19 protein-coding genes are annotated in these 21,592 nt (G+C 67.3%); 12 read left to right on the top strand and 7 right to left on the bottom strand.

Features of this window, described 5'->3' with window-relative positions:
• Window positions 1-166 precede the first annotated feature (166 nt).
• The 9 genes from GT613_RS09605 to GT613_RS09565 all read left to right on the top strand — a co-directional run bounded on the left by GT613_RS09605 (window position 167) and on the right by GT613_RS09565 (window position 10,212).
• Window positions 167-592 (top strand): 6-carboxytetrahydropterin synthase, encoded by a 426-nt coding sequence (locus GT613_RS09605; protein WP_009305907.1) that lies wholly within the window; start codon window positions 167-169, stop codon window positions 590-592.
• Window positions 589-1,209 (top strand): NAD(P)H-dependent oxidoreductase, encoded by a 621-nt coding sequence (locus tag GT613_RS09600; RefSeq protein WP_009305909.1) that lies wholly within the window; start codon window positions 589-591, stop codon window positions 1,207-1,209. Before GT613_RS09605 ends, GT613_RS09600 begins: the two co-directional genes overlap by 4 nt.
• 71 nt (window positions 1,210-1,280) lie before the next feature.
• Entirely contained in the window at window positions 1,281-1,919 is a 639-nt protein-coding gene (locus GT613_RS09595) for an MptD family putative ECF transporter S component (RefSeq protein WP_009608046.1), read from the top strand.
• Window positions 1,919-2,647, top strand: coding sequence for an energy-coupling factor transporter transmembrane component T (locus GT613_RS09590; protein ID WP_009305913.1), 729 nt, complete (start codon window positions 1,919-1,921; stop codon window positions 2,645-2,647). Before GT613_RS09595 ends, GT613_RS09590 begins: the two co-directional genes overlap by 1 nt.
• Window positions 2,647-4,128 (top strand): ABC transporter ATP-binding protein, encoded by a 1,482-nt coding sequence (locus GT613_RS09585; RefSeq protein ID WP_009608148.1) that lies wholly within the window; start codon window positions 2,647-2,649, stop codon window positions 4,126-4,128. The genes GT613_RS09590 and GT613_RS09585 overlap by 1 nt, the downstream gene beginning before the upstream one ends.
• Before the next feature lie 3 nt (window positions 4,129-4,131).
• Window positions 4,132-5,106 carry an AraC family transcriptional regulator gene (locus GT613_RS09580; protein ID WP_009305916.1) on the top strand — a complete coding sequence of 325 codons (975 nt, stop codon included), beginning with the start codon at window positions 4,132-4,134 and terminating at the stop codon, window positions 5,104-5,106.
• A gap of 99 nt (window positions 5,107-5,205) precedes the next feature.
• Entirely contained in the window at window positions 5,206-6,489 is a 1,284-nt protein-coding gene (locus GT613_RS09575; RefSeq protein WP_009305917.1) for an ATP-binding protein, read from the top strand.
• Window positions 6,490-6,614: 125 nt separating this feature from the next.
• Entirely contained in the window at window positions 6,615-8,402 is a 1,788-nt protein-coding gene (locus GT613_RS09570) for an ABC transporter ATP-binding protein (RefSeq protein WP_009305919.1), read from the top strand.
• Window positions 8,395-10,212 carry an ABC transporter ATP-binding protein gene (locus tag GT613_RS09565; RefSeq protein ID WP_009305920.1) on the top strand — a complete coding sequence of 606 codons (1,818 nt, stop codon included), beginning with the start codon at window positions 8,395-8,397 and terminating at the stop codon, window positions 10,210-10,212. Before GT613_RS09570 ends, GT613_RS09565 begins: the two co-directional genes overlap by 8 nt.
• Before the next feature lie 26 nt (window positions 10,213-10,238).
• Here the strand turns inward: GT613_RS09565 and GT613_RS09560 are convergent, their stop codons facing one another.
• A complete protein-coding gene (locus GT613_RS09560) occupies window positions 10,239-11,210 on the bottom strand; it encodes a helix-turn-helix domain-containing protein (protein ID WP_009305923.1) in 972 nt (323 codons plus the stop codon).
• Between the two features lie 221 nt (window positions 11,211-11,431).
• Here GT613_RS09560 and GT613_RS09555 point away from each other — a divergent pair, with 221 nt between their 5' ends.
• The 3 genes from GT613_RS09555 to GT613_RS09545 are packed head-to-tail and all read left to right on the top strand — an operon-like array spanning window position 11,432 to window position 14,260.
• Window positions 11,432-12,043 carry an MptD family putative ECF transporter S component gene (locus tag GT613_RS09555; protein ID WP_009305925.1) on the top strand — a complete coding sequence of 204 codons (612 nt, stop codon included), beginning with the start codon at window positions 11,432-11,434 and terminating at the stop codon, window positions 12,041-12,043.
• Window positions 12,040-12,756, top strand: a complete 717-nt coding sequence (locus GT613_RS09550) for an energy-coupling factor transporter transmembrane component T (protein ID WP_009305927.1) — start codon at window positions 12,040-12,042, stop codon at window positions 12,754-12,756. The genes GT613_RS09555 and GT613_RS09550 overlap by 4 nt, the downstream gene beginning before the upstream one ends.
• Before the next feature lie 10 nt (window positions 12,757-12,766).
• Window positions 12,767-14,260 carry an ABC transporter ATP-binding protein gene (locus GT613_RS09545; protein ID WP_009608063.1) on the top strand — a complete coding sequence of 498 codons (1,494 nt, stop codon included), beginning with the start codon at window positions 12,767-12,769 and terminating at the stop codon, window positions 14,258-14,260.
• Window positions 14,261-14,314: 54 nt separating this feature from the next.
• On the opposite strand, the gene GT613_RS09540 is transcribed toward GT613_RS09545, so the two are convergent.
• The 6 genes from GT613_RS09540 to GT613_RS09515 all read right to left on the bottom strand — a co-directional run bounded on the left by GT613_RS09540 (window position 14,315) and on the right by GT613_RS09515 (window position 21,562).
• Window positions 14,315-16,048 (bottom strand): ABC transporter ATP-binding protein, encoded by a 1,734-nt coding sequence (locus tag GT613_RS09540; protein ID WP_009607971.1) that lies wholly within the window; start codon window positions 16,046-16,048, stop codon window positions 14,315-14,317.
• Window positions 16,045-17,853: an ABC transporter ATP-binding protein gene (locus tag GT613_RS09535; protein WP_015759917.1), complete on the bottom strand. Its 1,809-nt coding sequence runs from the start codon at window positions 17,851-17,853 to the stop codon at window positions 16,045-16,047. The genes GT613_RS09540 and GT613_RS09535 overlap by 4 nt, the downstream gene beginning before the upstream one ends.
• 52 nt (window positions 17,854-17,905) lie before the next feature.
• A complete protein-coding gene (locus GT613_RS09530) occupies window positions 17,906-19,396 on the bottom strand; it encodes an ABC transporter ATP-binding protein (RefSeq protein WP_161172603.1) in 1,491 nt (496 codons plus the stop codon).
• Between the two features lie 5 nt (window positions 19,397-19,401).
• The gene (locus GT613_RS09525) at window positions 19,402-20,163 is read right to left on the bottom strand and encodes an energy-coupling factor transporter transmembrane component T (RefSeq protein ID WP_009608071.1); all 762 of its coding nucleotides are present in this window, start codon (window positions 20,161-20,163) and stop codon (window positions 19,402-19,404) included.
• Entirely contained in the window at window positions 20,160-20,810 is a 651-nt protein-coding gene (locus GT613_RS09520; protein ID WP_009305933.1) for an MptD family putative ECF transporter S component, read from the bottom strand. The genes GT613_RS09525 and GT613_RS09520 overlap by 4 nt, the downstream gene beginning before the upstream one ends.
• Before the next feature lie 137 nt (window positions 20,811-20,947).
• On the bottom strand, window positions 20,948-21,562 hold the full coding sequence (locus tag GT613_RS09515; RefSeq protein ID WP_009305934.1) for a TetR/AcrR family transcriptional regulator: 615 nt from the start codon (window positions 21,560-21,562) through the stop codon (window positions 20,948-20,950).
• Window positions 21,563-21,592 lie beyond the last annotated feature (30 nt).

Below are 21,592 nucleotides of genomic sequence, written 5' to 3'. Positions count from 1 at the left end.
GGCCCGCTCCCGGCCCCCTGCCCCCCCACCGCGCCCGCCACCGCGGACGCCCGGCCCCTTTCCCGATGTTTCACGTGAAACATTCGTTCTATGCGCACAGGTGGGGTGCGACCGTGGGAGTGTGCTATCATGACGGCGAACACAGCGGCCATGCAAAGGAGCCATCATGTACGGATTGAAAACCGAGGCCAGCTTCGACTCGGCCCACTTCCTGACCGATTACTACGGCAAGTGCGAGAACCTGCACGGCCACCGGTGGAGAGCGGTGGTGTACCTCGAGGTCGCCGACCTGCAAGCCGACGGCACGATGAAGGACATGGTGGTTGATTTCGGCGTGTTCAAGCGCGCGGTGCGCGACCTGGCCGAAGAGCTGGACCACACCTTCCTCGTGGAAGAGGGCTCGCTGGCCGCGACGACGCTGGCCGCCCTCGAGGCCGAGGGCTTCAGCCTGACCGTCCTGCCCTTCCGCACCACCGCCGAAAACCTGGCGCGCTACGTCTGCGACCGGCTGACGGAGCAGGGTTTCCCCGTGTCCCAGGTGGACCTGTACGAAACCCCCAACAACTGCGCCATCTACCGGAGGACGGCATGAACGTTTCGGTCATCCTGGGGCATCCCTACGACGGCAGCTTCAACGCGGCCATCGCCCAGACCGTGGTGCAAACGCTGGAGGAGGACGGCCATGCGGTGGCGTTCCACGATTTGCACGCGGAGGGCTTCAACCCGGTGATTCCCCCGTCCGAGCTGGTCAGCGATGTGCCGGCCGACGATCTGACGGCCCTGCACCAACGCGAGATCAAGGAGGCCGACGGCATCGTCGTCGTGCATCCCAACTGGTGGGGACAGCCGCCCGCCATCCTCAAGGGATGGGTCGACCGCGTGCTGCGGGAGGGCGTGGCCTACGGGTTCGCCGAGGGCGATTCCGGCGGCGGCCTGCCCATCGGCCTGCTGAAAGCCCGCGCGGTGCTCGTGTTCAACACGTCGAACACGCCGGAAGCGCGCGAGCTCGAAGCTTTCGGCGATCCGCTGCAGCGGCTGTGGCGCGACTGCATCTGCGACTTCTGCGGCGTGACCACGTTCGATCGGGTTATGTTCCGCGTCGTTGCCGACAGCACGCCGGCCGACCGCCGCACGTGGCTTGAGCAGGCGCGCACCATGACGCGCGAAAGTTTCCCGTCCGAATGGAACAGCGCTGCCCGATCGGACTAGAACCGTCTGCCCCGTTGCCGCATACTGTCTCCGATATAAGTAACCCTTGGCTAACAAGTAAGGAGACCTTCATGGCAAGCAGCGTCGCATCGACGGCGAGCCCGGCACCTTCCCCGAGCGAGGGGAAGGTGCTCAAGGGCCGCGACCTCATCAACATCGGCATCTTCACGGCCATCTACTTCGTCATCCAGTTCGTGTTCATGCTGTGCGGTGGCATCCATCCGGCGCTGTGGGTGTTCATGCCGGCGCTCGACGGGTTGTTCGCGGGCATCCCGTTCATGCTCATGTGCGCGAAGGTGCAAAAGCCCGGCGCCGTCGTCATCATGGGGCTCATCGTGGCGCTCATCTACTTCGCGACGGGCATGTTCACGCCGCTCATCCTGGCCATGATGGCGGCATCTTGCGTTGTCGCCGAGGTCATCCGCGCGGTTGCGCGCTACCGCAGCTTCCTCGGCAACGCGGTGGCGTACGCGGTGTTCGGCCTGGGCATGTGCGGAAGCCCCCTGCCGCTGTGGGTGTTCCACGACTCGTTCGTCTCCCAGATCGCCGAGCAGGGTATGGGCGCCGACTACCTGGCGTCGCTTGACGCGCTGTCCACGACGCCGATGCTGATCGCCATGTTCGCCGTCACCATCGTGGCGGGCCTCGCGGGCGCGTATATCGCGCGCTGCCTGTTCAAGAAGCACTTCGAGAAGGCGGGGCTCGTCTAATGCAGGCCACCTACGCGCTCGAGGATCGTCGCGTGCTGGGCCGGGCGCCGCGCTCCGGCGTGCTCGACCTCGACCCGCGCACCATCATGGGCGTGCTGCTGGCGGCGTCGGTGGTGGCCTTCATGTCGAAGAGCCTCACGGTTGAGCTGGGCCTCGTGCTGGGCGTGGCGCTGCTGCAGGCGCTGACGGGGCACGTGAGGATGGCGCTTGCGTTCGCGGGCGGCTACGCGGTGCTGTGGGCGGTGCTCAACCTCGTGTTCCCGCACGTCGGAGGCGTTGCAGCCACCATGTTCACCATCAGCTTCACGTTCTCGCGCAAGATCTTCCTGTGCCTCATGGTGGGCTCGCTGCTGGTGGCCGAATGCTCGGTGCACCGTCTGACGGCCGCGCTCGAGCGCCTGCGCGTGCCGCAGGTGGTGCTCATCCCGCTCACGGTGACCATGCGCTACTTCCCGGCGCTCAAAGACGAGATGGCGCACATCCGCGACGCCATGCGCCTGCGCGACATCCCCGCTTCCGAGCGGCTGGAATGCTTCGTGGTGCCGCTCATCATGTCGGCCACCACCACGGCCGACGAGCTGTCGCGCGCCGCGACCTGCCGGGGCATCGAGAACCCGGTGCGCTCTACCGACACCGAGCGGCTGCGCATGCACGCCGCCGATTGGGCGGTGCTCGCGGCGTCCGCGGCGGCGGTCGTGGTCGTGGCGCTGTGGGGAGGGGCGTACTGATGGCGGCGGCTCGGCAGTGCGCTGAGGCGCGCGGCGGCGGGCGCGCCGCGGCGCGCGGCGACGAGGCGCCGGTCGTCGTCCGCCTGCGCGATGCGTCCTGCCGCGGGGCCGGCGACGCGCTCATCCTGGACGGCGTGGACCTCACCGTGCGCCGTGGCGAATGCGTGCTGCTGTGCGGGCGCTCGGGCATGGGAAAGACCACGGTGACGAAGCTGATCAACGGCCTCATCCCGCAATTCGAGCCCGGGGTCGAGCGCACGGGCGAGGTGGAGGTGTGCGGCTTCGATCCGGCGCGCTGCGCCATGCACGAGCTCGCGCGGCACGTGGGCAGCGTGTTCCAGAACCCGAAATCGCAGTTCTTCAACCTCACCTCCAACGATGAGCTGGCGTTCGGCCTGGAGGCGGCGGGGGTCGACGCCGACGCGATCGAGGAGCGCATCCGGGCGACGGTGGGGGCGCTGCACGTCGAGCACCTGCTCGACCGCGGCGTGACGAAGATGTCGGGCGGCGAGAAGCAGAGCCTCGTGTTCGCCTCGGTGGACGTGATGGACCCCGACGTGTACGTGCTGGACGAGCCCACCGCGAACCTCGACGCGCGCGCGATCCGCGTGCTGCACGACCAGATCGCCGCCATCCTCGCGCGCGGCAAGACGGTGATCGTCGCCGAGCACCGGCTGTACTTCGTGGCCGATCTCATCGATCGCGCGGTGCTCATCGAAGGGGGCCGCGTCGCGCGCGAGTTCTCGCCCGAGGACTTGCGCGCGCTGTCGGAGGAGGAGCGCGCCCGCCTGGGCCTGCGCGCAGTCGACCCCGCCGTCGCGATGGCCGTGACGTGCCCGGCGGCCCCCGCGTGCGCGACGGGTGCGCTCGAGCGCGGGCTGTCGCTGCGCGGTTTCGCCAGCCTGCGCAAGAAGCGACGCGTGTTCGCCCCGGTCAGCTTCGACGTCCCGCGCGGCGCGGTGGTGGGCGTGACGGGCGCGAACGGCGTGGGGAAGTCGACGCTCGTGCGCGCGATGGCGGGCCTCGAGCGCGCGACGGAGGGGGAGCTGCGCTTCGACGGCGCACCGCTCGATGCCCGCGCGCGCCGCCGCCGGTGCTCGCTCGTCATGCAGGACGTGAACCATCAGCTGTTCAGCGACAGCGTGCGCGGGGAGTGCGAGCTGTCGGCGGGCGGCGTCGACGCGGCTCGCGTGGACGAAGTGCTGGCGGCCCTCGACCTGGAGCATCTGGAGGCGTGCCACCCCATGGCGCTGTCCGGCGGCCAGAAGCAGCGGCTGGCCGTGGCCTGCGCCCTGCTCGCCGGGCGGGAGGTGCTGCTGTTGGACGAGCCGACGAGCGGGCTTGACTTCGGGCATATGGTTGAGGTAAGCCGGTTGGTGAAAGGGCTGGCTGAACGGAACATCTGCATCGTCGTGGTCACGCACGACTGCGAATTCCTCAGCCGCAGCTGCGATTTCGCGTACGAATTGGAGGCGGGCTGATCGATGGGCGAGGCGGGCGATGTGCTGTCGTGCGTGATGGCGGGTGGCGAAGGCGTCGTGGAGGAGCGGCCGGGAGGGGCCGTGCTCCGTGTGAAGAACGACACGGGCGAGGGATCCATGGCCTTCTGCCAGGTGTTCGACGGCGTGGGACTCTCGTTCAACGACTTCCGGCTGGACGCGTACGATTCGGGGTTCGTGGCCGGCCCGGACATGCTGTGCATCGACCACTGCCGCGAGGGGCGCATCGAGCAGCCCGTCGCGGGCGGCGCTTACTCCTACGTGGCGTCCGGCGACCTCAAGATAGACGACCGCTCCCGCCATACCGGCATGTTCGTCCTGCCGCTGGGTCACTACCGCGGCATCACCGTGTCCTTCGACCTCGCCCGCGCCGAGCGCTCCATCGCCCAAGCGCTCGGCGGGTTCCCGGTTGATCTGCGCGCGCTGCGCGATCGCTTCTGCCGCGGCGGCGACCCCTTCATCATGCACGACGCACCGGGCGCGGAGCACATCTTCTGCGAGCTGTACTCCGTGCCCGACGAGATCCGCGCGACGTACTTCCAGCTCAAAGTGCTGGAGCTGCTGCTGTTCCTGCAGGTGCTCGATCCCGGCCCCGTGCGCGAGCGTCGGCCGTACTTCTACCGCGCGCAGGTGGAGAAGGTGAAGGCGGCGCGCGACTTCATGGTGTCCGACCTCACCGTCGAGCACACCATCGACGAGCTGGCCGACCGCTTCGATCTGCCGCCCACGGCGTTCAAGACCTGCTTCAAGGGGGTGTACGGCCTGCCGCCGTACGCGTACCTGCGCACCTTCCGGATGGAGCGCGCCGCCGCGCTTCTGCGCGAAACCGACCTGCGCGTGGCCGACATCGGCCTGGCCGTGGGCTACGACAGCCCCTCCAAGTTCACCGCCGCCTTCAAGGCCGTGATCGGCCAAACCCCCACCGTCCACCGCCGCGACCGCGCAAGGTACGTGCGATAGCGCGATAACAAGTTGCTTTTTGACTGATTTGTAACTTGCTATTTGTATGATATACTCATTGCGAAATACTTGATTGCCGTCGGTTTCGGAGGGATTTCCATGACGCTCACACCCACGGGGTATAGACCTCGCGTTATCGATGCAGAACTTGCGCGTTGCCTCAAGTTGTTCGGTGCCGTGGAGATACGTGGGCCGAAGTGGTGCGGCAAAACATGGGCAGGACTCAATCAGAGCGTCGACGAGGTGTACATCGCCGACCCCTCGGATGGCTACGTGACGCGTCGACTTGCTCGGCTCGATCCGGATTCCGTGCTGCAAGGCGACCATCCGCTCCTTGTGGATGAGTGGCAGGCTGCGCCAGGCGTATGGGATGCGGTACGCGCCTCGGTGGATCGTGCGCCCGAGCCTGGTCGGTATATCCTCACTGGTTCGGCGCAACCGCTTCTCAAGGACACCGTGCACAGCGGAACCGGGCGAATCGTCAGCATCGATATGCGGCCGATGACCCTGTTCGAGTCGGGCGACTCGACGGCCGAAGTGTCGCTCGAGGAGCTTTTCGACAATCCCGGGAAAAAGATACGAGGGCGCTCTTCCCATAAACTTGACGACATCATCGCATTGGCTGTTCGCGGTGGATGGCCCCGCGCCGTTGGCCTTGATCCGGGGGACGGTGCTCTCATCGCACGGCGATACATAAAAAGCATCGTCGGCGGCAAGGATGTGGAGTTTGAAGGCGTGCGGTACTCGCCTGCCAAGCTTGAGGTGCTGCTGCGCTCCTTATCTCGCAATACGGCCACCATGACGAGCATGTCCACCATTCAGAAAGACGTTTCGAGCGTCGATGCGAACGGATTGTCGCGATCGACAGTTCTCGCGTACGTTGATTATTTGCAGCGCATCTACATGATATGGGAGCAGCCTGCATGGCGGCCGGAATTGCGTTCGGCAACGCGCCTGCGAACCACGCCCAAACGCCACGTTACCGACCCCTCCCTTGCGGCTGCAAGCTTGAAGGCGGGGCCGAATAAGCTCAAGAGCGATTTGAACACGTTCGGGTTCGTTTTCGAGACCATGGCGGCGCGCGACTTGCATGTGTACGCGCAGAGCCTGGGGGGTCAGCTGTGCCATTATCGTGACAATTCGGGCTTGGAGATCGATTCGATAATCGAGCTCGACAACGGGGGCTATGCCGCTATCGAAGTGAAGCTCGGGGCCGATCAAGAGGATGAAGCGGCTGCGAACTTGATTCGTTTCGCTAGAAAGATGGAAGCGGGAGGTATCGATGCCCCCGCTTTCCTCGCTGTGGTGGTGGGTACTGGAGGGTTCGCTTACACGCGTTTGGACGGTGTGCATGTTGTGCCTATCGGATGTCTCGCGCCGTAGAGAGAGGTAAGTCTTAGATAACTTCCCACCTGATTGGAACAGGGCTGGCTTGATGGAGCGGAACGTGCCTGCTGGGAGCCGTATAGTCAGGAGCGTTCGCATTCCCAACTGAGAAGGTGGTTTTGGTGGCTCCTGTGACAGAAACGCCCGCGAAGGCATCGTGGCTGGCCGTGCTGCTTTCGTACGCCGGCCGCTGCCGGGGGAAGATGGCGGTCTCGCTGCTGTGCTCGGTGGCCAGCGTGGCGGCCGGGCTCGTGCCGTTCTACGCGGTGTACCGCATCATCGACGAGGTGATCGCCCCCGCGCCCGACGGCGGTGCCGTGCTGGCTTGGGTGGGCGCGGCCGCGGCGGGCTACGTGGCGTCGAAGGTGCTGTTCGGCGCATCGACGCTGCTCTCGCACGTGTCCGCGTACACCATCCTCGAATCGCTGCGCGACGACGTGGTGGAGAAGCTCATGAAGACCTCCCTCGGCACCGCGGCGTCGAAAAGCATCGGCCAGATCAAAAACGTGTTCGTCGATCGCATCGAGGGCGTGGAAGTGCCGCTGGCGCACATGATCCCCGAGCTTTCGGGCAACGTGCTGCTGGCGGCTGCCATCGCGGTGTGGATGGCACTCATCGACTGGCGCATCGCGCTTGCGTGCCTGGTCACCGTGCCCATCGGGCTGGTCGTGTTCGCAAGCGGCCTGGGGGCGTACAACAGGATGTACGCCGCCTACATGGCCGAGGGCAACCATGTGAACAGCGTGATGGTGGAGTACGTGGAGGGCATCCAGGTGATCAAGGCGTTCAACCAGGGTTCGAACTCCTACCAGAAGTACGCCAACGCCGTCCGCTCGTTCAAGGACTTCACCCTGGGCTGGTTCAAGGCCACCTGGGTCAGCATGAACCTCGCGTTCTCCATCCTGCCGACCACGCTGCTGGGCGTGCTGCCCGTCGGGCTGGCGCTGTACCTGGCGGGAGACGTCACCCCGGCCGAGCTGGGGTTGGAGTTCGTGCTGGCGCTGGCGGTGGTGGCGCCGCTCATGAAGCTGTCATCGTTCCTCAACGAGGCGAAGGCGATGGAGTACGCCGTGGCCGACGCGAGCGAGTTTCTCGACCTGCCCGAGCTGCCGGAGCCTGCGCAGCGCGCGGCCGTGCGCGACGAGGGCGTGGAGTTGGCGAACGTGTCGTTCTCCTACGAGAGCGGGGAGGAGGTGCTCCACGACGTGAGCCTGCGCGTGCCGCGCGGGTCGTTCTGCGCGCTCGTGGGGCCGTCGGGCTCGGGCAAGTCCACTCTGGCGCGCCTGATCGCGCGGCATTGGGATGTGGGCGCGGGCGCCGTGCGCGTGGGCGGCGTGGACGTGCGCGACATGCCGCTGGACCAGTTGTCGCAGCTCGTGAGCTTCGTGGCGCAGGACAACTACCTGTTCGACTGCTCGCTTCGCGAGAACATCCGCATGGGCAAGCCCGACGCCACCGACGACGAGGTGCTGGCCGCCGCGCGCGCCGCTTGCTGCGACGACTTCATCGGCCGCCTGCCGCATGGCTACGACACGCCGGCCGGCGAGGCGGGGCACGCGCTGTCGGGCGGCGAGCGCCAGCGCATCTCCATCGCCCGCGCCATCCTCAAGGACGCGCCCATCGTGGTGCTCGACGAGGCCACGGCCTTCACCGACCCGGAGAACGAGGAGCGCATCCAGCAATCCATCGCCCGGCTGACGCGCGGCAAGACCCTGCTGGTCATCGCGCACCGCCTGTCCACCGTGGCGGCGGCCGACGACATCGCGGTGGTGGATCACGGGCGCATCGTCGCGCACGGCACGCACGACCGGCTGCTTGCCGCCTGCCCGCTCTACGCGTCCATGTGGCAGGCTCACGTGTGCGCGAAGGCGTGGTCTGCCGTTTCCCGAAAGGAGGCCCTCGATGCTTAAAGCGCTCAAGCGCATCATCGCGTGGACGGGACCGTACCGGCGCAACCTGTACCTGGGCTGCGTGTGCTCGTTCTTCATGACGTGGGCCACGGCGGCCCCCGTGATGCTGGCCGCGTGGATGCTCGCGCAGGTGGTGGACGACGCGCGCGGCGTCTCGACGCTCGACCCGTCGGCGGTGTGGCTGTCGCTGGCGGCCATCGTCGCGTGCATCGCCGCCCGGTTCGCGTTCTCGTACGGCAAGAACCGTCTGCAGGAGAGCATCGGCTACGAGGTGGCGCCCGAGGTGCGCATCCGCATCGGCACCATCCTCAAGCGCGTGCCGCTGGGCTACTTCTCCCGCATGAAGACGGGCGACATCCTCGCGACCACCACCACCGAGCTGGGCATGCTCGAGCTGAACGGCATGAAGATGATCGACGCCGTGGTGAACGGCTACGTGTCGGTGGCGGCCGTCATCGCGTTTCTGGCCGTGATGGACTGGCGCTGCGCGCTGGCGGCGCTGGCGGGCGTGGGGCTGTCGGCGCTCGCGCTGGCGGGCATCAACCGACGCAGCCGGAAGCTCACGCCGGCCACGCACGAGGCTTCCGAGCGCCTGTCCGGCGCCATCGTGGAGTTCGCGCGCGGGCTGGGCACGGCGAAGTCGTACGGCCGCGGCAGCTCCGCGCTGCAGCCGATGTACGCGGCGTGCGCCCAGGCGAAGAAGGCCCGCGTCGACGTGGAGTTCGGCTTCACGCCGTTCAACGTGGCGCACCTCGTGGCGCTCAAGCTGGCCAGCGTGGCCCTCGTGGGCTTCGCGGCCTGGGCGTGCCTCGGCGGGACGCTGCCGCTGTGGATGTTCTTGGCCATCGCCCTGCTCTCGTTCACCATCTTCGGCGGCGTGGAGGGCGTGGCCGACTCGGCGCACATGCTGGGCGACCTGAACGACGTGCTGGACCGCCTCGACAAGATCGAGCAGGCGCGCTTCATCGACGAGGACGGGCGCGCGCTCGACCTCGACCGCTTCGACATCGCGTTCGAGGACGTGGCGTTCTCCTACGACGAAGGTCCCGAGGCGCGCACGGTGCTGCACGACGTGAGCTTCGCCATACCCGAGGGCACCACGTGCGCCATCGTGGGCCCGTCCGGCTCGGGCAAGACCACCATCGCGAACCTCATGGCGCGCTTCTGGGACGTGAGCGCCGGCAGCGTGCGGGTGGGCGGCCACGACGTGCGCGAGTTCACCTGCGACAGCCTGCTGGCGAACTTCTCGATGGTGTTCCAGAACGTGTACCTGTTCAACGACACGGTGGAGGCGAACATCGCGTTCGGCTGCCCCGGCGCCTCGCACGACGAGGTGGTGGCCGCCGCGAAGCGCGCGTGCTGCCACGGCTTCATCGAGGAGCTGCCGCAGGGCTACGACACCGTGGTGGGCGAGGGCGGCAGCAGCCTGTCGGGCGGCCAGAAGCAGCGCATCTCCATCGCGCGGGCGCTGCTGAAGGACGCGCCCATCGTCGTCCTCGACGAGGCCACCGCCAGCGTCGACCCGGAGAACGAGCAGCTCATCCAGCAGGCCATCGGCCAGCTGACGGCGGGCAAGACCGTCGTGGTGATCGCGCACCGCCTGGCCACGGTGGAAGCGTCCGACCAGATCCTCGTGGTGGACGGCGGCACGGTGGCGCAGCGGGGCACGCACGACCAGCTCATGGCCGAGGGCGGCACGTACCGCCGCTTCGTGGAGATCCGCCGGCGCGCCGAGGGCTGGCGGATCGCGAGCGACGACGCGGTCGCTCCTGCGCCCGCGGAGGACGCGCCCATGCCCGCGGCGTCCTAGCGGCTCCGCCCCGGCCGCCGCGCCTCCTACCGCTCCAGTCCCCGGCGGTACTCGCTGGGCAGCAGGCCGGTCTCGCGGCGGAACAGCTCGCTGAAACGGCTGGCGCACGTGTAGCCCACCGCGTGCGCCACCTGCTCGATCGACAGGTCGGGCATCCGCAGCAGCCCCTCGGACTGGCTGATGCGGCGGCTCTGCACGTAGCGCGTGAGCGTGGAGCCGGTCACCGCCTTGAAGCACTCCTTGAACTTTGTGGGGCTCATGCATGCGGCCCGCGCGAGGTCGTCCACCGTGAGCGCGCTCGCGCAGTGGTCGTCGATGTACAGCGCCACGGCCTGGATGCGCTCGCGGTCCTCGGGCGCGACGGCGCGTCCCGACGTGTCCCGGCGCGCTTTCGTGCGCTCGACGATGAGCCCCATGGCCTCGAACACCTTGCCCTCGTAATACAGCTGGCTGCGATGCTCGTCGCCCGGGCGGGGCCACAGCCCGGCCAGCAGCGCGCGCAGCTCGGGGGAGTCGCCGTCGTCGCTCAGCGAGGCGAACGCGTCGCGCACGCGCTCGAACTGCCCGTCGTACTCGCGCTCCAGGTACGCGCGCGACATCTCGGGCCGCACCTCGATGGACACGGCCTTCACGGGCACGCCGCCGTGCACGAGCCCGCGCCAGCCCCCGTCGCCGCTGTAGAATCCCCAGATGCTTTTCGCCCGCAGCCGCCGATACGGCGTGAACTCCTCTCCCGAAATGGACTCGTACCAGGCCACGCTCAGGTATTCGGGCAGCTCGAACTCCATGACGGTGTCGTGGAGCAGCGTGAAGTCGTGGATGGCGATCTGCCAGCGATCGGAGGGTGCGAGGATGTGGAAGCTGCCGGACGTTTCGCCTTCGCCCCGGTACGAGCGCCACAGGGGGCAGAAGCCCTCCGGCGGCTCATATTCCTCGAAGCCGATCTGCTCGAGCGACGGGGCGTGGATGATGTCGTGCGAGGGCGGGCGGTGCTCCATGGGTTCTGCTCCTTCATGCGGTTGCTCGCGGCGGCGCGGCGGTCGGCCGCAGGGACGTGCGCCGCAGGGGCGTGCCGCGTGCGACGATCGGACGCGGCGGTGCGACGTTCGGACGCGCGGGCGCGCATGCGCGACGTCGTTTCCGCCCCTCCGCGTATGATACACCATTGTTAACCGAGGCTATCTTTTCCGCATGAAAATGAATCAGAAGGAGGTCTGTCATGCGTTCAGCCATGCAATCCGACAAGAAGGGGCTCACCGCCCGCGACCTGGTGACGTGCGGCGTGTTCATCGCCCTGTACTTCGTGTTCATGATGGTGGGCAGCATGCTGTTCGCCCCGAACCCCGTGCTGACGTTCCTCATGCCGGCGGGTGCGGCCCTGCTCACCGGCCCCATCTACCTGCTGCTGGTGGCGAAGGTGCCCAAGCACGGCCCCATCATCATCCTGGGCGTGGTGGAGGGGCTCATCATGTTCGTGACGGGCATGTACTGGCTGTGGGCGGTAGCGCTCGTCGTGCTGGGCGTGGTGGCCGACCTCATCGCCGGCGCGGGCCGGTTCCGCAACAAGAACCTCAACCTCGTGAGCTTCCTCGTGTTCTCGCTCAACCCCATGGGGTCCTACCTCATGCTGTGGATCGATCCGTCGGGCTACACCTCCTACCTGGCCGGGAAGGGCACCGAGCAGGCGTACCTCGACACGATGGTGTCCACGGGCGCGGGCTGGGTGCTGCCGGGCATGATCGCGCTGACGCTGGTGTGCGCCCTGGTGAGCGCGCTGGTGGGTCGCCGTCTGCTGAAGAAGCAGTTCGAGAAGGCGGGCGTCACCGCATGATCGATCGCGCGTTCCGGCCCGATCCGCGGGCCAAGCTTGCGCTGCTTCTGCTGTGGGCCGTCGCGGTGTTCCTGTCGCCCGGGCTGTGGTTCGAGGCGCTCCTGATGCTGCTGAGCGTGGCGCTGGGCATCGCGCTGGGGAAGGGGCGGCTCGCGCTGGGCATGCTGGGGCTGTACGCGGTGATGATGGCGTGCATGCTGGCCACGGCGCAGCTGGACACCGGCGTGCTGAAAACGATGCTGTCGTCGTTCTTCATGCTGGTGCGCAAGGTGTTCCCGTGCGGGCTTCTGGCGGCCGTCATCGTGTCCACGACGCACGTGAACGAGTTCATGAGCGCGTTCTCGCGCATGCGCGTGCCACGCCAGGTGACCATCCCGCTGGCCGTGATGCTGCGCTACGTGCCGGCCATCCGCGAGGACTGGCGCTTCATCTCGGACGCCATGCGCATGCGCGGCGTGAACGCCAGCCTGGCCGGATTCCTGCGTCGACCGGGCATGACGGTGGAGTGCCTGTACGTGCCGCTCATGATGAGCGCGTCGAACGTGGCCGACGAGCTGTCGATGGCCTCGGTGGCGCGCGGCATCGAGAACCCGGCGCAGCGCACGTGCTACACGCATATCGAGTTCCGCGCGTCCGACGGGCTGCTGGTGGCCGCCGGCGTGGCCGTGGTCGTGGCGGCGCTTGCGTGCAGCCTGTTGGGCGTGGGGAAGTGAGGTCGAGACGATGATCGAGTTTGACGATGTGAGCTTCGCGTACCGCGCGCCTGCGGAAGGCGCGGGCGCGCCCGAGGGGGTGCGCGGCATCGACCTGCGCGTGGAGGCGGGCCGGTGCGTGCTCGTGTGCGGCGCGTCCGGCTGCGGCAAGACCACGGTGACGAGGCTGGCGAACGGGTTGGCGCCCTCGTTCTTCCCGGGGACGCTCGAGGGACGCGTGCTGGTGGACGGGCGCGACGTGGCCGACCTCGAAAGCTGGGAGGTGGCCGCATGCGTGGGCTCGGTGTTCCAGAACCCGCGCACGCAGTTCTTCAACGTGGATTCCACGGGCGAGGTGGCGTTTTCGCTGGAGAGCATGGCGTGGCCCGAGGAGCGCATACGCGAGCGCACGCACGATACCATCCGCCAGCTGGGGTTGGAGGAGCTGGCCGACCGCAGCATCTTTTCGCTGTCGGGCGGCGAGAAGCAGCGCATCGCGTACGCCAGCTCGTGGGCGCCCCATCCGGCGAACCTCGTGCTGGACGAGCCGACGTCGAACTTGGACGAAGCGGCCATCGCGGCGCTGCGGCGCTACCTGCTGGACGCGAAGGCGCAGGGCGCGGCCGTGCTCGTGGCCGAGCATCGCCTGTGGTGGCTGGCCGACGTGGCCGACGAGGTGGTGGTCATGGAGGAGGGGCGCATCGCGCGGCGCTTCGACGGCGCGACGTTTCGGGCGCTGCCGTCGTCGGAGGTGCGCGACCTGGGGCTGCGGGTGCGCGCTTTGGCCGACGAGCGGGCGCGCGAGCGGCGGGCGCCGGGCGATGCGCGCGAGCCGCGGGCGCCCCTCGTGCGCCTGCGCGGCGTGCACGCCTCGTACGGCAAGCGCGAGGTGCTGCACGGCGTCGACCTCGACCTGCGCGAGGGCGAAGTGGCGGCGCTCGTGGGCGCCAACGGCGCGGGGAAGTCCACCCTGTGCCGCACCATCGTGGGGCTGCATCGGGAAAGCGCGGGCACGACGACGATCGACGGTGAACCCGCAGGGCCCAAGCAACGCCTGCGCGCCTGCTCGATGGTGTTCCAGGACGTGAACTACCAGCTGTTCGCCGACAGCGTGCGCACCGAAGTGAGCTTCGGGCTGACGGACGCTGAGGCGCCCGACGCCGCGCGCGTGGACGAGGTGCTCGACGGCCTGGGGCTGGCGGCGTACGCCGAGCGCCACCCCGCCACGCTGTCGGGCGGCCAGAAGCAGCGCCTCGCCGTGGCGGCCTGCATCGCCACCGGCAAGCGCCTCCTCGTGTTCGACGAGCCCACGAGCGGGCTCGACCTGGGCAGCATGCGCACGGTGGCGGCGCTCGTGCGCCGGTTGGCCGACGAGGGCCGCGCCGTGCTCGTGGTCACCCATGACCTGGAGTTCATCGGCCAAGCCTGCGACAAGGCCGTTCGCGTGGAAGCCGGCCGCATAGCCGCCGAAGCCGTCGTGGAGGGCGACCTGCAAGCGGTGAGAGAGCTGTTGGCGAAGGGGTGATACGAGGGTTGCCGAGGGAGCGCGGCGCTTTGCCCCCCCGCTTTCCTGTGCTTCTTATGCCGTCCAGCTGCGGGCTTTTTCCTGTTCGGCGATGGCGTGGGCGTACCAGCCGCCCTGCGCGAGCAGCTCGTCGTGGGTGCCCCGCTCGCGTACGCGACCGTCGTCCAGCACCAGTATCTGATCGGCGCGCTCCACGGTGTCCAGGCGGTGGGCGATGACGATGACGGTCTTGTCCGCCATGAGCACGTCGAGCGCCCGGTTGATCTCGTGCTCGTTGTCGGCGTCCAGGCTCGAGGTCGACTCGTCCAACAGCACGATGGGAGCGTTCTTGATGAGCGCTCGCGCGATGGAGATGCGCTGCTTCTCGCCGCCGGAAAGCGTGGAACCGCCTTCGCCCACCAGGGTGTCGTAGCCCTGCGGCAGCGCCTCGATGAAGTCGTGGCAGTGCGCGGCGCGGGCGGCCGCTTCCACTTCCTCCTGCGTCGCATCCGGCTTGCCCACGCGGATGTTGTTCGCCACGGTATCGGCGAGCAGGTACACGTCTTGGAACACGACGGCCACCTGCTCGGCCAGCGCGTCGGGCGCGATATCGCGCACCTCGTGCCCGCCTACGCGCACGCTGCCGCTGCTCGCATCCCAGAACCGCGAGATCAAGCTGATGACGGTGGTCTTCCCGCTGCCCGAAGGCCCGACGAGCGCGGTGCGCGTCCCGGGCTGCGCCGTGAACGTCACCCCGTGCAGCACCTCCTTGCCGTCGGCGTATCCGAACCGCACATCGTCGAACCGCACGTCGAAGCTCGTGAAACGGGGGTTGCCGTCGCGGTACGCAAGGGGGCGTTCGGCCTGTATTCGCTCGATGCCCTCCGCCGCTTTGGCCAGGTAGTTCAGCTCGGGGTAGATCACGCCGAGCGTGGTCATCATGCTGGAGATGGATACGGCGATCATGACCGCCGCGATGAGGCGGGGCGCGTCGAGCTGGCCGTCCATGAACATGAGCGTGCCCGCCACGAGCCCGAGCGGAACGATGAGCGAGGTGGCCACGGAGAACAGCACCGAGAACGGCATGATGGACAGCTCCATGCGAATGGATTCGCGCTTCAAATCGGCGAAGCTGCGGTCGAGCCGCTCGAAGCGCCGGCCGGTGAGATTGTAGAGCTTGAACGTCTTGATGCCGTTGATGTACTCGATGATGCGGGATATGACCGCGTGGACGCTTTCGCGATAGCGGACGCCGCCCTTGCTTGCCGCGCGCCCGCCCAGGCGCGCAAGCGGCAGGGAGGCGACGACGATCGCGAGGATGATCAGCCCGTAGAGCCAGTTGATGGCGAAGGCGAACGCGCATGCGAGCACGCTGAAGCAGACGACCTTGAAGAAGCTCGCCAGCGAGGTGGTGATGGTCTGCTCGAAGTCGCTCACGTCGGTGGTGAGAACCGATGCGAGCTGGCCGATGCTGTTCTTGTCGAAGTACCCCAGGTTCAGCCTGCGCAGGTGGTTGCCGATCGAGAGTCTCAGGTCGGCGGTGATGTCCGCGCCCCGGAACTGCGTTTGGGCGTAGTTCGTCACGTACAGCGCGGCGCGCACGACGAACAGCACGACGAGCGCGCCGCTGTAGAACGCAAGCAGCTCGGCGTTGAACGCGCCGGCGACGAGGTTGATGATGGCTGCGATCATGACGGCGAACATGCCCATGTGCAAAAGCGAGTCCGCGCAGGAAAGCGCGATGGGCAGCACGAGGGTCTTGGCTTTGTCGCCCGCTACGGTTCGGACGGTTTTGATGAGCGTTATCATGCCAGCGACTCCTTCTTCTCCGTGCGGTGCGTGTAGGCGTCCCACATGCGGGCGTAGGCGCCGTCTTGCTTGATCAGGGAATCGTGCGTTCCTCGTTCTCGCAGGCGGCCGTGGTCGAACACGCATATCTGGTCCGCATGCACGATGGTGTGCAGGCGGTGGGCGATCATGATGCAGGTCTTGTTCGTCAGCAGGTGCGAGAGCGCAAGCTGGATCCGGTGCTCGTTCTCGATGTCGGTGAAGCTGGTGGCTTCGTCGAACACGATGATGGGCGCATCCTTCAAGATGGCGCGAGCGATGCACACGCGCTGCCGCTCGCCGCCGGACAGCTTGACGCCGTTCTCTCCCAGCAACGTGTCGTAGCCGTTCGGCAGGCCCTCGATCGTGTCGTGGATCTGCGCGGCCCGCGCGGCGGCCTCCACCTGCTCGCGCGTGGCGTTCGGTCGGCCGAGCCTGATGTTCTCGTACAGGGTGTCGTCGAGCATGAAGGCTTCTTGGAACACGAAGGACACCAGATCCATGAGGTTGTCGGTGCGCAGTTCGGACAGGGCATGCCCGTCGATGCGCACCGCGCCTTGGCGCGTTTCCCAGAACTTGGGGATGAGCTGGGCTGCGGTCGTCTTGCCGGCGCCCGAGGGGCCCACGAACGCGGTCAGGCTGCCGGCGGGCAGATCGAGGCTGACGTCGGTGAGCGCGTTGGTCTCGGCGGCGCCGTAGCCGAACGTGACGTGATCGAACGCCACCGCGTGCGGTTTCGCCGGATCGAGCGCGAGCGTGCCTTCGGAAGCCTCGGGCAGGTCCATGATGTCCTGTATGCGCTCCATGCCGCTCATGATCTGGTTGAACGTCATGGCGAACGTGAGCAGGTTCAGGAGGCTGGACAGGAACACCATGCTCATGATCATGAAGAACAGGTAGTCGGCGGCCGAAAGGGAGCCCTGCAGGTACAGCACGCCGCCCAAAGGCAGCACGAACAGGATGCCGCTTTCCACGATGGCCACGAACACGCCGTAGGAGTAGCCCTGGCTCTTGGTGCACTGCTTCCAGAACTCGTTGTACTCGGTGACGGCGTCGGCGTACTCGCGGTAGCCTTTCGCGTCCAGACGGTAGGCCTTCATCACGGGCATGCCGTTGATGAACTGCATGATGGCCGCATTGAGCTTGGCGAGCAGCCGGTGGTACGTGGGCATCTGCTTGCCGGTGGCCGCCATGGCGAACAGCTGCACGGCAACGCCCAGCACCACGGGGACCAGCATGCCCAGAGCCATGGGCACGTTCAAGGTGAGCAGGTAGCAGAACATGATGGCGGGCGTGCAGGCGGCGGCGACGATGTCGGGGATCTGGTGGGCGAGAAACTTCTCGATGCGCTCGACGTCCTCGATGATCACCTTTTTGAGAGCGCCCGAGGTCGTTTGATCGAAGAACCCGAGGTTGACCTTCGCGATGTGCCGGCTGATCTGCGCACGCACCTGGTACAGGGTGTTGAAGGCCCCGATGTGCGAGCACGCGCCCGAGGCGATGGCGAACGCGAACTTGCCCACGATGGCCACGGCGGCGATGATGCCGTACTGGAGCGCCGCGCCCGCGTCGGCGTTCCCCTCGATGAGGAACAGCAGCACCTGGTACACCATGACGAACGGCACGAAGGAGCACAGGGCGCTCATCACGCTGAACAGCGCAGACAGCGCCAGATGAAGGCGGTAGCGTCCTGCCAGGTGGAGCAGGTAGGCCATGCCGGAGCGCCGCTTGGCGGGTTGCTCGGCTTCGGGGCGTTTCTGGGTGCGGGCGTTCTCTTCCGGGTGCATGGTCGCACCCCCTTTCTCGATGGGGTAGGGGCGTTGGAATCGGATGGCGCGGTCACCGCATGGCGGCGAGCAGCTCTTCGGCGTCGCGGAGGGGGACGTCCTGCGCGACCCGCCCGTCGCGCAGGTGCAGGACGCGGTCGCACGTGGCAACCGCGCACTCCACGTCGTGCGTGATCATGAGGATGACGCGGCCCTCGTGCGCGAGCTTCTCGATCTGCCTGCCGACGGAGCGCATGCTCTTTCCGGCCAAACCGCTCGTGGGCTCGTCGAGCACGATGACGGAGGCGTCGTGCATGAGCGCGACGCCCAGGGCGAGCCGCTGCTTCTGCCCTCCCGAAAGCGTTGCCGGGTGGCGGTCGGCAAGCGCGCCCAGGCCCAGCGCATCGAGCACCTCGTCGGCGCGGGCCGTCCGCTCGGGCGTTGCCTTCTGCCCGCACAGCAGCTCGTCGCGCACGCTTTCGCCGAACAGCTGGCTGTCCAGATCCTGCATGATGTACCATATGCGTCCTCGGCGCCGTCCGGACGCGAGCTTCTTCCCCTCCACGCGCACGGTGCCGCCGTCCTCTTTCACGAGGCCGGCGAGCAGCTTTCCCAGCGTGCTCTTCCCGGTGGCATTGGGGCCCACCACGGCGACGATCTCGCCGGGGCGGCAGGCGAAGCTCACACCGTCGGCCACGATCCGCTCGCCGAAGGACTTGCGCAGCCCCTCGACTTCGAGCAGCGGCGGCACGTGCGGGGCCGCGCAGGTCCGTTTCCTGGCAGGTGCGGTCAGGCCCTCGAGGTTCGCGCTGCGCAGCCCGAGGGCCTCGATGCGCGCGGGGTCGAGGGCGACGAGTTCCGCAGGCGTGAACGAGTCGGCGATGCGGCCGTTGGCGAGGTAGACGATGCGGTCGGCGATGCCGCGCAGATAGTACAGGCGATGCTCGGCCAGGAGCACGGTCTTTCCCTGCTGCTTGAGCGCGCGTATCAGGTTGCCGAGCTGCTCGGTGGCCTCGTGGTCGAGGTTGGCGGAGGGCTCGTCCATGACGTAGAGGGGCGGGTCGATGGCCTTCGCGGAGGCGATGGCCACGCGCTGGCGCATGCCGTACGACAGCAGGCGCACCTTCTCCTCGAGCAAGGGGGCGATGTCCAGCTCGCTTGCCGCCCCGTGCACGCGCTCGACGATCAGCTCGTGATCGAGCCCGTAGTTCTCGCACCCGAACGCGATCTCGCCCGCCACCTCGTTCGCGAAGAACTGGCTGCGGGGGTCTTGGAACACGTTGCCCGCCGCGAGCCCGCGTTCCCACGAAGGGATGTCGTCGACCTCGCGCCCGAACAGGCGCACCGTCCCGGTCAGCTCGCCTTCGTAGAAGGACGGCACCAGGCCGTTGACCACGCGGGTCAGCGTGCTCTTGCCTCCGCCCGAGGGCCCGGTGAGCACCACCACCTCGCCGGGTTGGACGGTCAGGTTCACGTCCTCGAGCTGGGGAGCGGAGCCTTCGTAGGCGAAGGTCAGGTGCGCGAGTTCGATGGCCGGCGCCTGCGGGTCGTGGTTCGGCATCATGTCGCTCACCCCACCACGATCAAGATCGAGGCGATCGCGAACCCCGCCATGAGCGCTCCGTCGCCGATCCGCATGCCGTGCGCATAGTAGCTCTGCTTCGCGCAGGGGCTCTCGATGCCGCGCACGATGCAGGATGAAGCCAGCTCGTCGGCGATGGTGAGCGAGCGGAACACCATGGGCACCACGCCGAACTCGAGCGTTGCGAGCGGATGCGCCAAGACGTGCGCCGGCGAGCGGAGGAAGCCGCGGGTGCGCATGGCGTCGCGCACGTCGGCCAGCTCGGACAGCATGGTGGGCATGAAGCGCAGGATGACGATGACGGCGAGCAGCACGGGGGAGGGGATGGGCAGCTGGCGCAAGCTTGCCATCAGCTTTCCCGAGGGAGCTTGCACGAGCAGGTACACCGGCATGAGGAGGGGTAGCATCTCCAGGACGAAGGTGAACGCCATGGGCGAGGGGAACCCGATGTCGAAACGCACGTTGAGGGCGAGCCATGCGTGCGTCACCGCGAACGCGAGCAGAAACCCGGCGCCGGCCCTTGCGAAGCCCATCGCGGCCATGAGCACGAAAAGGGCGCAGGTGAACGCGACGTGCAGCATCGTGCTGGTGGACAGGAAGGTCACGGCGCACGTGCACACGATGATCGCGAGCAACGAGAGGACGTTGACCTCGCGGATGCGGGCGTGCTGCCGGGTTGCCCCGTCCCGACGGGTCGGCGCGCTCAGAGCGGCCTCGGCTGGCGCGGCAGGGTGCACGGCGCCGCTCATTTCACGATACCCGCCTTCTTGAAGTGCTTCCTGAGCAGGCGGTTGCCGAACAGGCATCCAAGCACGGCCAGCACGGCGGTGATGGCGCAGGCGCCCAGCAGGTGCAGCGGGTTCGACAGCAGGTCGAGCTGCATGGTCAGAACCGGGGCGGTGAAGCCGTCGGTCGTCGCTTTCGCCACGTAGGCGTCCCACGCAGCCCAGACGGGCACGGCATTGCCGATGACCATGCCGACCGCCCAGATGGTCCAGCCGACGGTGTTGCGCACGGGGCTGCGGTACGCATCCTTGCCGATCATGGCCAGCTCGCAGATCGCCGCGACGCCGGCGAAGTAGGGAAGCAGGAACACGTAGCCTGAAAGCGCGAGCACCGTGCCGTACACGATGCCCCACACGAGGAAGACGCCATGCTTGTTCAGGCGATTCGCCACGACGAGGTAGAACGTCGCGCAGAGGAACATCTGGATGCCGGCGCACAGGTACAGATACACGAACGGGAACGGCATGGTCAGGGGTCCCGTGACCATGCATACGAGGAACGTCAGCACCATCATGGCCGCGACGGTCATGACGTCGCGGGTTGCGATGCTCTTCTTGGAGGCGCGCCCGCGTGCGCCTCGGGTGGTGTCGATGGTTTTCTCGGTGCTCATGCTGCTCTCCTTTCGGGTGGGCCCGTCGGGCCGGGCTGGTGGAAATCGGGCGCACGAAGGAAGGCCCGTCGTGCGCGGGTGTTCGAGCGGACTGCTTTTGTTAGTTTGAGCTAACTAGTGGTCATGGAAAGACGGCATCACCCGCCGAAGAGGTTCTCCCAGCCGGGGCGGAAGAAGTCGACGATGAGTTTGATGCGCGCAACGGCGTCCTCTTTCGAGGTGTCGTGGCGAACGATTTCGAAGAATGCGTAGTATTCCGCGCTCACGAGCGCATGGAGGTCGTCGTGGGACGGGCTCGCGCAGGCAAGGCCGCGCTCGCGCATGGCGTCCAGGTAGGCGAGCGATTGGCTGACTTCTTCCTCTACGAGATCGTCGAGGAAATGCTCGTAGCCGCTTCCCGCCGCGTGGTTTATCAGCAGGTCGAACGGCTCCTTGTGCTCGAAGATGTAGTCGACGATGCGGGTGATCACGTCTTCGGAGGTGCTCCACATGTCTTCGGGGCGCCCTTCGTCCAGCTGCTCGAACCCCTGGTCGTTGCCCGTGCGGAAGAGCCCGAGCAGGTGCGCGGACACGGGCTCGACCAGCGCGGCGAACAGCGCGCTTTTGTTCGGGAAGCGCACGTACAGCGCGCCGGTGGTCACGCCGGCGTTCTGCGCGATGCTGCGCAGACTCGCCTTCTCGTATCCCTTGTCCAGAAACTCTCGCTGCGCGCTTTGCAGCACGAGACCGCGCGTTTCCTCAACCTGCTTCACATCCTGATCCCTTCTCATCAATAACAATGT

It is taken from the genome of Eggerthella sp. BIOML-A4, from assembly GCF_009875575.1.
Lineage (GTDB): Bacteria > Actinomycetota > Coriobacteriia > Coriobacteriales > Eggerthellaceae > Eggerthella > Eggerthella lenta.
This window is presented reverse-complemented; position numbering and strand designations above follow the sequence as displayed.